Origin of the sequence: Croceicoccus estronivorus (assembly GCF_001625325.1) — a bacterium.
Classification (GTDB): domain Bacteria; phylum Pseudomonadota; class Alphaproteobacteria; order Sphingomonadales; family Sphingomonadaceae; genus Caenibius; species Caenibius estronivorus.
The window spans coordinates 312,310-324,936 of the sequence record NZ_JRQQ01000006.1 but is presented as its reverse complement, the minus strand read 5'-3'; the positions used below and the strand labels follow the sequence as shown (position 1 = coordinate 324,936).

The window sequence follows — 12,627 nt, the reverse complement described above, 5'->3', positions numbered from 1 at the left end:
TCTCCTCATCATGACCGTTAACCGGTTCGTTTGCTTGGCTATTCGTGATGGCAATCAGATCGTGCGGACACCGCTCCCGCACGATCTGATCGAATAGCCTCAGAAGAATGCGGGAATGCGCCCTTCAAGCCCGAGCCCCAACAGAACGCGGCCGCAGGTCTCTTCAGCATAGTTGACATCGCCGGTACTGTGATTGCCCAACATCAGCATGTCGCGATTGATCCGATCCAGTTCCTGTCCGTCGAAATGGATCGAGCCGCCAGCCTGACGCGTGATATCTCCAACCACTTCCGCCGCCCAATCAACCGCCGTGGCTGACAGGAGAGTGAGGTCGGCGCGATCTTCGAGCGAAAAACCGTTGCGAATACCCTGGATGGTGCCCTCCACAACTTCGCGCTGCATCATCTCGGCCGCCCGCAGCTTCGCATAGCCAGCGCCGAAAATCCGGTGAATGGTGGACGACTGAAGCAGCGGGCCGCCACCCCAATAGCGCGCGCGGCGGGGGAGGATGTCTTCGCGGAAAATCTCGAGCGCACGATGCGCCGCACCAAGCGGATAGGCTGGATGCCCAAGCGCAGCAATGCGGAAGATCGGGCAGCGCGACAGTTCATTATCCGGGTCCGCTTTTACGCCCGGCGCCTCTTCGGAAATGTAGGTTTCCATGTCCTGGACGCGTTCGTCGGGGACGAAGAGGTCCTTGGCGAGGATGTCATTCGAGCCAGTCGCGCATAGGCCGCTGGTATACCACATATCGTCGATTTCCACCTCACGCATCGGCACGAGGCAGAACATGCGGGTCTTGCGGCCCTCGAATTCGTGACCAACGCTAACGACAGCCCAAGTCGAATGCATGCAGCCCGAGCTGAAGCCCCAACGGCCATTGAGGATCCAACCGCCATCCACCTTGCGGATGTTCGAGCCCTCGCGGGCCTGATTGGTGCCGCAGCAACCATTATAGTCGGGATCGCCGAATACTTCGGCTTGAACCTTGGGTGAGTATTTACGTATCCAGATCGCACACTGCGCGAGGAAGGAGGCGACCCAGCCGGCCGAGGCCGATCCTTGGGAGACGAGATAGGACATCTCGAAATGTTCCCAGAAGCCCAGCTCACCGCCACCGAATTCCTTGGGCAGGTGCATGTGAATGACACCCGCATCGCGGAGTTCCTTCACTGTTTCAGCCGAGAGTTTTCTAGCTTTCTCTTCGCCATGTGCACGAGATCGCAGGTTCGGGACAATCGCGCGCACCCGTTCGATGAATTCCTGCCCTTCTTTGGACAAGCCCTGCGCAGGTCCGATTTTGCTCATATACATGAATAGCTCTCCAAATTGTTTTCTTCGCGATCCGTGGGATTCGGCGCCCGCGAGAGTGCCGATCCCTGCGAATTACAATTTGGACTACGCCCCGACCTTTACCCGGTCCAATACTAGATGGCGCCTCTTAATACCCGTTTAGGTATGGCTTAGGTCACGACCGGAAGAAACGTCTCATTGAGCTTCTTCTCATAGTAAAACACCGCCGGTCCCGCCTGTTCAAACTCCCAGGACCGCTTCGGCTGGTCAGGATAGAATGTGTATCCGCCTGCGAAAACCTCGTTGCGGTTGCCGGAAGGATCCCAGAAGTAGATTGTCTTGCCGCGGGTTATGCCGTGTCGCGTCGGACCGATGTCGACGGGAACGTCATATACCGCCATCAGGTCCGCCGCGTGGCCGATCGCCGCCCAATCCTCGACGAGGAAGGATGCGTGATGGAATTTCCCAGGTTCGGGATGCTCGACAAACGCGATGTCGTGGGCCTTGTTCGAAGCGGTCAGGAAAATCGCAAGCGGCTGGCCCGTCGGATCCTCCAGATGCTCGGAGAGTTCAAATCCGAAGACATCATGCAGGATTTCAAATGCACCGGCGACGTTGGTGCCATAAAGCAGGCAATGATCGAAACGGATTGCCCCGGCGCCCGCGGGTGGTTCGCGAAAGACATGCGGATTGCGCGTCATCGGGGCGAATTCCGAAAGCTCGGCATCCGCGTAGAAGTCCAGCAGATGGCCGGTCGGCATGTGAACCCGAAGCCGCGTTCCCATGCCGGGTTGCTCGCCTGCGGCGACCCACTCGGTCTTTACGCCGCGCTGTTCCAGCGCCTTCTCGGCACCAAGCAGGAAAGCCTCGCCATCGCATTTGAAGCCCGTGCAATCGATCCCCGCGCTGTCAGACGGCCGAAGCACCACGCTGTGACGATCGAATTCGTCGAAGGCACGGAGATACACGCGGCCGTCGTCACCGGTGGACACGATCTTCAGTCCGATGATGGTCTGATAGTGCCAAAGCGCCTTTTCCATGTCGAGCACCCGCAGTTGCACGAAACCGGGACGCAGAACTCCAGAAACTGCCATTTCCTATACTCTCCCTTACTTATGGTACACCGATCAACGGTAAGCGATGTTCCTCTCGCAGCGCGTCAGTCGGCCAATGACGTCAACGACGAGGTCGCTCGATGGTCTGACGCGGCAGGCGAGAGCGAACCCCTGGGCCTCTTCCTCGACGCTGAGATGAGCACGGCTCATCAAATCGCATCGATAGCTGCCACGGAGGATACGAACCCGACAGATCCCGCATCCTCCACCCCGGCAGCCCGAGATTATGGCCGCGTTCGACTGACTTGCCCGCACCGCATCGAGGAGGCTTTCTCCCTCCCGGCACCTTACAGGTTCGGCTTCATCACCGATGCTGATCCTGTAACCGGCCATGGCCTAAACGACGGTGCCGTTGTTGATCTCCGCGGAGCGCACGGGCGACTCATAAGGGCGGTGCTCACGCCCGGCTTCCTGCGCGGTAAGGAACCGCTGAATATTCGTTCCGAGGAAGCGGACCAGGCTCTCCCTGGTCCAGCCGCTCTCGATCAACGCAGCCACGAGCAGCGCGTAGCGATCGATCCGCAACATGGCCGCGATGTGCAATTCCGGAACCGCGCCGCCCGCCGGCGCCGGGGGCGGATCGGACTTGCGGCGCCACTTTGTCGGCCCGACCGGCGCATGGTCACCTGTCAGGTGCGCGAATCCCTGCCACGGCTCCTCGAAACCAAGCGCTACAGCCTCTTCGCCAGCTATCTTGCGGACATGCTCCGCCAAAGCGACAAGTTCAGCGATTCCAACCTGGGGCTTGGAAGAAATCAGATAGGCGCTGGGCTGAATCCCGATGATCCCGCCCTTTTCCCCTATCGCCCGCATCAGAGCGTCAGACTTGTTCTTGGCGGCGGGGCCGAGCGTTTTGGCCGCAGTATGATTGGCCCAGATCGGGCGTGTGGACACTTCCAGGGCATCGAATGCGGTGCGCTCATTGGCGTGCGAAATATCAACCGCCATCCCGACGTCGTTCATCCGCTCGACGATGCCGGCACCAAAATGGGTCAGGCCGGCATCGTATCGTTCTCCCGGCGGACTCCCTATGGCGTTCTGTCCATGGGTGACGATCACGCAACTGCGCTGGCCGAGCCGATAAAAATAATCCACGTCGTCAAGCCTGCGAAACATGCCGCCGAAATGCATGCAGAGCAGGACACCTATCCGACGTTCTTGTCGCGCCCTTGCTATATCGGCTACCGAGCCAACTCGCAGAAGGCGATCGGAATGGTCGAGCAGCGCGCTGTTCCAGTGCGATAGATGCTCGACAGCACCGGCGAAAGGGTCGTCGCCTATGCAGAAGACGGGCACGCCGACCACGTCGAGACCCGCCTCCTCCCATTGGTCAATGACTTTTCCGGACAGCTCGAAACCATCGAGCAAGAACCGGTCGCCCCCACCGATGGGCGAAAGACACAGCTCGGAACCCTGTATGACCAGGTTCTCCCGGATGATCTCGCGCGCCTCTTGCAAAGCCGCCGTGGTTACGATGCTCTCGGTCAAATTCCACTCCAGTAACGCGCCTTCAGGTGAACGCCGGCTTTTGTCGTGTCGATTGCACTGCGCCTTCGCCCTTGTTTTCAGTCAGGAACCGCACGATCTCTTCGACCGCAGCCTGCGCTTCGGGGATCGGCAGAAATGGCCAGTTATGAACCATCCCGGCGCGATCGAGCAGCTCTGCTTTCCGGCCGCTTTCTCCTGCCAGCGCCGCAAGGCGCCGGGCGTCCGGCGAAAGCAGGTCCCTGCTCCCGGTGATGATCAATGCAGGGGGCACCCGGCTCAGCTCACCGTTGATCGGACTGACCGCCGGGTCATGGAGGGGGCGGTCGCCCGCGAAATATTGGGCGGTCCACCGCAAACCCGGCAAATCGAGGAGCGGGTCGCTCGGAGCGATCGCGACATGATCCGCATCCGCCAGTTCGAGGTCCAGCCAAGGCGACACCAACACCAAGGCGGAAGGCATTTCATCTTCGGAGTTTCGCGGATCGAGCGCCAAACCGAGGGCGAGCCCCGCACCCGCCGAATCTCCAACGATGCTGATTGGCATACCGGGGGCCAACTTGCGCAGGCGCAGGTAGCTGTCCCGCACATGCGCACTGATCTCCGCGCCTGAAGCCCGTGGTATGAGCGGGAAAAGCGGAACGGATACCGTGAAACCGCCATGCCGGATCAGCTTCGTGATGAAGCGCCAATGCAGGCCGTTGATCTCGAACGCATGCGCGCCGCCATGGAGATAGAACAACTCTCGGGCAGGCCCGGAAGCACGCGGAACCAACCGGACCAAGGGATGAGCCGGATCGCCATGAAGGGACACTTCAGCCACGCGCCTCAGTGAACACGCCGGAAACGGCGCTCGGCGACGCCCTTGCCGCTCCATGGCCGCGCGGAGACGGTCGGTATCCCTGAACATGCGTTTGAGCGGCAGGACGGATAAGGCGCGAACAAGCAACCGAGCCTGAAGGCTTACCCCCTTATGGCTCCCTTGCATCATCCTGCTTTTCCAGCGCTGAATCTGATGTCGTCCGGTACAGAGAGGCGTCCGCGCACGAGCCGTGCGACGCCCTGCAATTTACTGCAAGATTCGCGGCGTCGAAGTGTGTCATCGGCGGTGCCGAAGTTGCCGCGTGCCAAATTCGTCTCCTTGCGCAGGGCATCCGGAAAGACTGATCGGCTCTGGAAATCACTTACGCGCCGAATCGTTCTCGCATCATCAAGATCGCCTTGTGTAGCGGGACTATAATATCGACAAAATGTAATTTCAACGATTTCCTGCGAGTGCGGCCGCGCTAGCGGCAACGCTCTGCTCGACGGCTTGGAGAAAAGCTTTCAGCATTGGATCCCGGTTGCCTTCGAGGTAGGTGCAAGCCAGATCGATCCGAGGCGGATCGATGGTGTCGAAATCGCGATAGACAACGCCCTTGAAGGGAAGCTCCCGGCTCGATTCCGCGACCAGCGCAAAGCCGAACCCGCTCGAAACAAGCGAGAGACAGGCTACCGGCTCCGACACCTCATGGCTTACGCGGGGAAAACGGCCGGCGGAACGAAACGCCTCGGTGGCGATGTGGAGATAGTTCACCCGCTCGGGACCTGTCATGAGAATCAGAGGTGTGTCGACGATCTCGGCAGGAGCGATCGCATGTCTTCCCGCGAGGGGGTGCTGCTCGGGCAGAGCGATCAGAAGCCGTTCGCCCGCAAGACGGCGTATGATGACATCGGGGGCCGATTCCAAAAGGGGGTTGAAACCGATCGCGACCTTGTGGTTACGCAGCGCGACAAGAAGTTCCGAGCTGTCCATGGCGAGCAGATTGATCTTGACGCCCGGATAGGCGGACATGAAGCGTCGAAACACTCCTGGCACGAAATGGTAAGCGGTCGAGCCATAGATGCCGATGTTGAACGCCCCGGCCAAGCCTTGGCCTATCCGACGCGCGTTTTCGATCATCCGATGGTGCATCTCAATGACGTGAGCGGCATCCTGCACGAAGGACCGTCCCGCCTCGGTCAGTTCGATCCCCTTGGACGTGCGCAGAAAGATGTCGTGGCCGAGTTCCGCCTCGACCTTGCGGATCATGCGCGTGAGCGGCGGCTGCGAGATGTTGAGGATTTCCGCAGCGTTGCAGATATTACCCGCCTCGGCGACAGTGATGATCTGGGCGAGTTGACGAATGTTCATCACCGCGTCCTCGCCATCTTCTATTTGGTCACGGCCATTGGCCTGAGTGCCTTGCGCGCCATGCTCTCCAATCGCTCCTCGACCACTTGCGCAGTCAATACGATATGCTGACGGGCCGCCTCGCAAGCCGTTTCCACGTCTCGCGCGAGTGCGGCCTTGTAGATGGCTTCATGCTCCTGAAGAAGATTCCGGCGCCTCTTGTCGAGGCCGATGGCAATAGCGCGATAGCGCCCATGGAGATCGTAGAGGATGCCGTGAACTTGCAGCAGTTTCTTGAGTGGGCAGGCGGCCATCAGGGATTCGTGAAAGAGGCGATTGCGACGCTCGCGTTCTTCGCTTTCGAGATCCCGGTTCTTTTCCACCTTGCTGAGGGAGTAGAAGGCAGCCACGACACCGGCCTCCCAAGCATCGTCACCGGCCAAAATCGACCGGCGCAATGCTTCCGTCTCGATCAAAACCCGCGTTTCGGTGAGATCGCGCAGCTCATCGAGCGAAACCGACGGGACATGGAAGCCGCGTTGCCCGACGGATACCACCAATTCCTCTGACACGAGACGGTTTAAAGCCTCGCGCAAAGGGCTATTCCCCACGCCATATCGGAGCCGCAAATCTCCGATCCGCAGTTTGGTATCCGCAGGCAAGGCACCGCGAATAATGTCCTCCCTTATCCGGAGATACACACTCTCAACGAGCGTAGGGGAAACTTTCTCGGTCATCTGAGGTACCACTACCTTTTAATCTATTTTCTGTGATCATACGCGACAGATTCAGAACTGCCACCATTTTTAGAAAAATCGGCGTATTGAGCTTTTGTCGATTTTATCGTAGCACCGGCGGCGTAGCGAAGGGGACGGCATGCTCAGTATCATCAATAATTTTATCGCCGGCGAATATGTCGAGGGATCGCGAGGGAATCTCTTCGATAAGTTCAGTCCGATCGACGGTAGCCTTGTTTGCAAGGTTCACGAATCGTCGCGCGACGATATCGACGCGGCGGTCGCCGCGGCCAGGCGTGGCCAAGCCGAGTGGGCCGCGATGGCCCCCGCCCAACGCGCCGCCGTACTCCATAGAGTAGCAGATGGGATCGACCGCCGAGCAGAGGATTTTGTTGCGGCCGAATGCCGCGACACAGGTAAGCCCCATTCGCTCGCCAGCCATCTCGACATCCCGCGTGGCGCGGCAAACTTCCGGATTTTTGCCGATCTTGTAGGCAACGTCCCGACGGAGTCGTTCATGACCTCGACTCCCGGCCGCGATGGCGCCCTGAACTATGCGGTGAGAGTGCCCAAAGGCGTGGTCGGGGTGATCTCGCCCTGGAATTTGCCGTTCCTGCTGATGACCTGGAAGGTTGGGCCTGCGCTTGCCTGTGGCAATGCCGTGATCGTCAAGCCTTCGGAAGAGACGCCGACAACCACGACAATGCTCGGCGAGGTCATGAACGAAGCCGGTGTGCCCAAAGGGGTTTTCAACGTCGTCCATGGCTTCGGTCCCGATAGCGCGGGCGAGTTCCTGACGACCCATCCCGGCGTCGACGCGATCACTTTCACCGGCGAAACCCGCACGGGCGCCGCCATCATGAAAGCCTGTGCCGACGGCATCCGCGACGTATCATTCGAGTTGGGGGGGAAGAACCCCGCCATCGTCTTTGCCGACTGCGACATCGACAAGGCGATCGACGGGACAGTGCGCTCGGTCTTCTCGAATTGCGGCCAGGTATGCCTGGCAACCGAACGCGTCTATGTCGAGCGGCCGATCTTCGAGGAGTTCGTCGCGCGGCTCGCGGAGCGTGCCAAGGCGCTGCGGATCGGCATCCCGTCGGATGATGCCACCGCCATGGGGCCGCTCATTTCCAAGGAGCATCAGGCCAAAGTGCTCGGCTACTATGAACTCGCTGTGCAGGAAGGCGCGAACGTGGTTTGCGGCGGCGGCATTCCGCAGATCGGCGAAGCCTATCGGGAAGGCTCCTGGGTCGAACCTACTATCTGGACCGGCGTCGACCATTCTCATCGGATCATGCGCGAGGAAGTGTTTGGACCGTGCTGCGCGATCATGCCCTTCGACAGCGAAGAAGAGGTGATCGCGCTCGCGAATGATACGGAATACGGCCTGGCATGCTCGATATGGACCGAAAATCTCTCGCGTGGCCATCGTGTGGCCGCCCGTATCGACTGCGGCCTGACCTGGGTCAATTGCTGGTTCCTGCGCGACTTGCGGACGCCGTTCGGCGGTTCGAAGATGTCGGGCATCGGCCGCGAAGGCGGTGTCCACAGTCTCGAATTCTATACCGAGCTACGCAATGTGTGCGTCCAATTGTAAGGGAGAGCCAAGGTGACAAATCTGTCTGTGGAACAGATCGAGCAGGTCGCCGGGACGCTGCGCCGCGCCGGGGGAAGCGGCGTCGCCTGTGCGCCGTTCCAGCCCGATCTGCCCGGCGCCACGCTGGAAGACGCCTATGCCGTGCAGGAGGTCAACACTCTCGCGAGCCTGGCTTCCGGACGCCGGCTCGCCGGACGCAAGATCGGCCTGACCAGCAGGTCGGTCCAGCATCAGATGGGCGTTCACCAACCCGACTTCGGAATGCTCTTCGCCGACATGGCCTTTTGCGATGGCGAAGCCATACCGGCTGACCGTCTCATGCAACCGCGCATCGAAGGCGAGATCGCGTTCGTGCTCGGCAAGCCGCTGGATCGGGAAAGCCTGACGCTGACGGACGTGATCGGTGCGATCGACTATGCTCTGCCGGCGATTGAAATCGTTGATAGCCGCATTGCGGACTGGAAGATCGGCATTTTCGACACGATCGCCGACAATGCATCGTCGGGCCTCTATGTGCTGGGCACCCGTCCCGCTCGTCTATCCGATTTCGATCCGACCCTTTGCGGCATGGTCATCGAGAACCGGGGCGAACCTGTGTCGACCGGCGCCGGCATTGCCTGCCTCGGCAATCCGCTCAACGCCACGCTTTGGCTGGCGCGCAAGATGGCCAAGGTCGGACGGCCGCTCCGTGAAGGCGACACGGTGCTTTCCGGTGCCCTCGGGCCGATGGTCCCCGCCCGCCCGGGCGAAATTTATGAAGCCCGCATCAACGGTCTCGGGAGCGTCCGTGCGATCATGGACGCCTAAGGAAGGTCCCAGGAAATGAACAAGGTCAAGGCAGCGATTATCGGGTCGGGCAATATCGGCACTGATCTGATGATAAAGATGATCAAATATCCGCAGAATTTGGAGCTGGTGGCGGTCGTCGGCATTGACGAGGCGTCCGAAGGCCTTGCGATGGCGCGCGAACGCGGCGTCGCGACGACGCATGAGGGGATCGACGGGCTGAAGGCGATGGACGTCTATCCCGAGATCGGCATCGTCTTCGACGCGACCAGCGCCTATGCGCACAAGGTCCACGACGCCGCGCTGCGCGCCGACGGCAAGCAGGTGGTCGATCTGACCCCGGCGGCGATCGGCCCGTATACGATCCCGACCGTCAACGGCGAGGACCATCTCGACGCCGGAAACGTCAACATGGTGACGTGCGGCGGGCAGGCGACGATCCCAATGGTCGCCGCCGTTAGCCAGGTGGCGACAGTCCATTATGCGGAGATCGTCGCGTCGGTCGCGTCGCGCTCGGCGGGGCCGGGCACACGCGCCAACATCGACGAGTTCACGCGAACCACCGCGGGCGCGATCGAGAAGGTCGGCGGCGCGGCGCAGGGCAAGGCGATCATCATTCTCAATCCTGCCGAACCGCCGATGATCATGCGCGACACGGTGTTCACCCTCTCCGAAGGCGCTGACGAAGAGACGATCCGCGCGTCGGTCGAGGCGATGGTGAAGAAGGTGCAGGCCTATGTCCCCGGCTACCGCCTGAAGCAGGAGGTGCAGTTCGAGCGTTTCGGCGACAACAACAAGCTGAAGATCCCCGGCTGCGGCGAGTTCACCGGCATCAAGACGATGATCCTGCTCGAGGTCGAGGGTGCGGGCGATTATCTGCCCTCCTATTCGGGCAATCTCGACATCATGACCGCGGCGGCGAAGGCGACGGGCGAACTGCTCGCCGAGCGCATCCGCAACGGAAAGAAGGTGACGGCATGACCAGGACGTTCGACGTCGAGGCGGGCGATAAGCTCTATATCCAGGACGTCACGCTACGCGACGGGATGCACGCGATCCGCCACATGTACGGCATTGACCATGTTAGGGCGATCGCGAGCGCGCTCGACGCAGCGGGCGTCGACGCGATCGAAGTCGCGCACGGCGACGGGCTCAATGGCGCGAGTTTCAACTATGGGTTCGGTGCGCACACCGACTGGGAATGGCTGGAGGCGGTCGCCTCGGTGCTGACGAAGTCGGTGCTGACGACGCTGATCTTGCCGGGCGTCGGCACGGTCGAGGAGCTGAAGCGCGCCTATGATCTTGGCGTGCGGTCGGTGCGCGTCGCGACGCACTGCACCGAGGCGGACGTGTCGAAACAGCATATCGGCATCGCCCGCGACCTCGGCATGGACGTGTCGGGCTTCCTGATGATGAGCCATATGATCGACGCCGAGGCACTGGCGCAGCAGGCTCTGCTCATGGAAAGCTATGGCGCCGAGTGCGTCTATGTCACCGACTCGGGCGGCGCGCTCGACATGGACGGGGTGCGCCAGCGCCTCTGCGCCTATGACAAGGTGCTGAAGCCCGAGACGCAGCGCGGCATCCACGCGCACCACAATCTGTCGCTTGGCGTCGCCAACTCGATCGTCGCGGCGCAGGAAGGCGCAGTGCGGATCGACGCGAGCCTCGCGGGCATGGGCGCGGGCGCGGGCAACGCTCCGCTGGAGGTGTTTATCGCTGCCGCCGACCGCAAGGGCTGGAACCACGGCTGCGACGTGATGATGCTGATGGACGCGGCCGAGGACCTGGTGCGCCCGCTGCAGGACCGCCCAGTGCGCGTCGACCGCGAGACGCTCGCGCTCGGCTATGCGGGGGTCTATTCGAGCTTCCTGCGCCACGCCGAGAAGGCCGCCGAGACCTACGGCCTCGACACGCGCACCATCCTCGTCGAACTCGGCCGTCGCAAGATGGTGGGCGGGCAGGAAGACATGATCGTCGACGTGGCTCTGGATCTGATCGCTGAACGAGAGAAGGTATCGTGATGCGTGATTTCCAAGCAATCGCGACAATCGTGGATGACGCTGCACGCTTCGCGAAAGCCATTCCGCAACTTTCGCTGAGCGGGCATGATCTCGACCTCGACGAGGCCTATCGCGTTCAGGCCGCCTCCCTCGCTCGCAGATATCAGCGGGGTGAAACGCCAAGCGGAGTCAAGATGGGCTTCACGAGCCGGGCCAAGCAAATCCAGATGGGCCTGTCCGACATGATTTGGGGCCGTCTCACCGATGCCATGAGGGTCGAAGATGGCGGCGAAATCGAGCTGGCGGATTATGTCCATCCGCGTGCCGAGCCGGAAATCGCTTTTCTCCTGAAGAAGCCGCTCTCGGGGAAGGTAACGCTCGTAGAGGCGATGAATTGCGTGGAGGCGATCGCGCCTGCCATCGAGATCATCGACAGCCGCTATGAGGGTTTCAAGTTCAACCTGCCCGACGTCGTCGCGGACAATACGTCGTCGTCGAGCTATGTCACCGGAAGCTGGTTCAGTCCGGCCACCGACATTTCAAACCTGGGCATGTCACTCGAAATAAACGGACGCCCCGTCCAGGTCGGGTCGAGTGCTGCCATCTTGAATCATCCGGCACGCGCGCTGGCCGCGGCATCGCGGCTGCTGGCGGAACAGAATTTGGAGCTGGAAGCCGGCTGGATATTGATGGCTGGCGGGGCAACGGCGGCTCAGGCGCTAATGCCGGGTGACCATGTCCGCCTCCAAATGCAGGAGTTGGGCATGGTCGGCTTCTCGGTCGCTGCTGCTGCGAAAGGTGAAAAATGACTGGCGAACGGAATTTCGACCGTGAAGTGCGCGTCTACTTTAACTTTCGCAGTCCCTACTGCTACCTCGCGTCGAAATCACTGTTCCAAGCGCTCGAACCCTTCGACGTGACCCTTGCCTGGATGCCGCTCAGCGGCTGGAACGGTCGCTCACCGCCCGAGCGCGCGGCGGAGAAGGTACCCCTGGCCCGTCAAGACGTGTCGCGCTGGTGTGCACGCTTGGCCATTCCGTTCGTCCCGCCACCTGCGGATACCGATCCCACCAATCCTGCGCTCATTTCGCTGGCAGCACTGGAACTCGGCCTCTTGCGGGAATTCGTCGTCATGGCCATGCATGCTGAATGGGGCGAAGGTCGCGACATCGGTCAGCCTGAAGTGCTGCACGATATTGCCGCGCAGATTGGCATGCCGGTCGCCGTCGTGGAAGGCGCGCTGTGCAACACCGCCTATCTCGACACACTTGCGCATAACTGGGAGCGGGCGCGAACCGATGGCGTGATCGGTGTGCCCAGCTTCGTCATCGGAACGGAGGTTTTCTGGGGGAACGACCGCATCGATTTCCTGCAGGACTATCTTGCGTCGCTGAAGCTGACGCGAACCTGAGCTTGACCGCACTGGTGATCGAAAAACGGATGAGTGACGGCAAAG

13 protein-coding genes are annotated in these 12,627 nt (G+C 61.0%); 6 read left to right on the top strand and 7 right to left on the bottom strand.

Going from position 1 to position 12,627, the window contains the following annotated elements; translation table 11 throughout:
* Nucleotides 1–99 precede the first annotated feature (99 nt).
* The 7 genes from MB02_RS11330 to MB02_RS11295 all read right to left on the bottom strand — a co-directional run bounded on the left by MB02_RS11330 (nt 100) and on the right by MB02_RS11295 (nt 6,782).
* Complete coding sequence (locus MB02_RS11330) at nt 100–1,314, bottom strand: acyl-CoA dehydrogenase family protein (protein WP_067537227.1); 1,215 nt, start codon at nt 1,312–1,314, stop codon at nt 100–102.
* 149 nt (nt 1,315–1,463) lie between these two features.
* Nucleotides 1,464–2,387 (bottom strand): catechol 2,3-dioxygenase, encoded by a 924-nt coding sequence (locus MB02_RS11325; protein WP_067537224.1) that lies wholly within the window; start codon nt 2,385–2,387, stop codon nt 1,464–1,466.
* A gap of 33 nt (nt 2,388–2,420) precedes the next feature.
* Complete coding sequence (locus MB02_RS17450) at nt 2,421–2,741, bottom strand: 2Fe-2S iron-sulfur cluster-binding protein (RefSeq protein WP_082826128.1); 321 nt, start codon at nt 2,739–2,741, stop codon at nt 2,421–2,423.
* A gap of 3 nt (nt 2,742–2,744) precedes the next feature.
* Nucleotides 2,745–3,896, bottom strand: a complete 1,152-nt coding sequence (locus MB02_RS17445) for a dipeptidase (RefSeq protein WP_170304712.1) — start codon at nt 3,894–3,896, stop codon at nt 2,745–2,747.
* Between the two features lie 22 nt (nt 3,897–3,918).
* Nucleotides 3,919–4,716 (bottom strand): alpha/beta hydrolase, encoded by a 798-nt coding sequence (locus MB02_RS11305; protein ID WP_067537213.1) that lies wholly within the window; start codon nt 4,714–4,716, stop codon nt 3,919–3,921.
* Nucleotides 4,717–5,151: 435 nt separating this feature from the next.
* The gene (locus MB02_RS11300) at nt 5,152–6,066 is read right to left on the bottom strand and encodes a LysR family transcriptional regulator (protein WP_067537210.1); all 915 of its coding nucleotides are present in this window, start codon (nt 6,064–6,066) and stop codon (nt 5,152–5,154) included.
* Nucleotides 6,067–6,086: 20 nt separating this feature from the next.
* Nucleotides 6,087–6,782 carry a GntR family transcriptional regulator gene (locus MB02_RS11295; RefSeq protein ID WP_067537207.1) on the bottom strand — a complete coding sequence of 232 codons (696 nt, stop codon included), beginning with the start codon at nt 6,780–6,782 and terminating at the stop codon, nt 6,087–6,089.
* Nucleotides 6,783–6,921: 139 nt separating this feature from the next.
* On the opposite strand from MB02_RS11295, the gene MB02_RS11290 reads away from it, so the two are divergent.
* From MB02_RS11290 to MB02_RS11265, 6 genes are read left to right on the top strand one after another with little or no spacing between them, the layout of a single operon-like run.
* Nucleotides 6,922–8,382 (top strand): 2-hydroxymuconic semialdehyde dehydrogenase, encoded by a 1,461-nt coding sequence (locus MB02_RS11290; protein WP_067537205.1) that lies wholly within the window; start codon nt 6,922–6,924, stop codon nt 8,380–8,382.
* 12 nt (nt 8,383–8,394) lie between these two features.
* Entirely contained in the window at nt 8,395–9,189 is a 795-nt protein-coding gene (locus MB02_RS11285) for a 2-keto-4-pentenoate hydratase (protein WP_328585421.1), read from the top strand.
* Nucleotides 9,190–9,204: 15 nt separating this feature from the next.
* A complete protein-coding gene (locus tag MB02_RS11280) occupies nt 9,205–10,149 on the top strand; it encodes an acetaldehyde dehydrogenase (acetylating) (protein WP_067537202.1) in 945 nt (314 codons plus the stop codon).
* Nucleotides 10,146–11,192, top strand: a complete 1,047-nt coding sequence (gene dmpG / locus MB02_RS11275) for a 4-hydroxy-2-oxovalerate aldolase (protein WP_067537199.1) — start codon at nt 10,146–10,148, stop codon at nt 11,190–11,192. The genes MB02_RS11280 and dmpG overlap by 4 nt, the downstream gene beginning before the upstream one ends.
* Nucleotides 11,192–11,980, top strand: coding sequence for a 2-keto-4-pentenoate hydratase (locus MB02_RS11270; RefSeq protein WP_067537197.1), 789 nt, complete (start codon nt 11,192–11,194; stop codon nt 11,978–11,980). Before dmpG ends, MB02_RS11270 begins: the two co-directional genes overlap by 1 nt.
* The gene (locus MB02_RS11265) at nt 11,977–12,582 is read left to right on the top strand and encodes a 2-hydroxychromene-2-carboxylate isomerase (RefSeq protein ID WP_067537194.1); all 606 of its coding nucleotides are present in this window, start codon (nt 11,977–11,979) and stop codon (nt 12,580–12,582) included. Before MB02_RS11270 ends, MB02_RS11265 begins: the two co-directional genes overlap by 4 nt.
* Nucleotides 12,583–12,627 lie beyond the last annotated feature (45 nt).

Excerpts from the sequence above, each read along its gene's own strand:
- MB02_RS11295 (WP_067537207.1), bottom strand. The coding sequence starts at position 6,782 with ATGACCGAGAAAGTTTCCCCTACGCTCGTTGAGAGTGTGTATCTCCGG.
- MB02_RS11290 (WP_067537205.1), top strand. The coding sequence starts at position 6,922 with ATGCTCAGTATCATCAATAATTTTATCGCCGGCGAATATGTCGAGGGA.
- MB02_RS11300 (WP_067537210.1), bottom strand. The coding sequence starts at position 6,066 with ATGAACATTCGTCAACTCGCCCAGATCATCACTGTCGCCGAGGCGGGT.
- MB02_RS17450 (WP_082826128.1), bottom strand. The coding sequence starts at position 2,741 with ATGGCCGGTTACAGGATCAGCATCGGTGATGAAGCCGAACCTGTAAGG.
- MB02_RS11325 (WP_067537224.1), bottom strand. The coding sequence starts at position 2,387 with ATGGCAGTTTCTGGAGTTCTGCGTCCCGGTTTCGTGCAACTGCGGGTG.
- MB02_RS11270 (WP_067537197.1), top strand. The coding sequence starts at position 11,192 with ATGCGTGATTTCCAAGCAATCGCGACAATCGTGGATGACGCTGCACGC.
- MB02_RS11265 (WP_067537194.1), top strand. The coding sequence starts at position 11,977 with ATGACTGGCGAACGGAATTTCGACCGTGAAGTGCGCGTCTACTTTAAC.
- MB02_RS11330 (WP_067537227.1), bottom strand. The coding sequence starts at position 1,314 with ATGTATATGAGCAAAATCGGACCTGCGCAGGGCTTGTCCAAAGAAGGG.
- dmpG (WP_067537199.1), top strand. The coding sequence starts at position 10,146 with ATGACCAGGACGTTCGACGTCGAGGCGGGCGATAAGCTCTATATCCAG.
- MB02_RS11280 (WP_067537202.1), top strand. The coding sequence starts at position 9,205 with ATGAACAAGGTCAAGGCAGCGATTATCGGGTCGGGCAATATCGGCACT.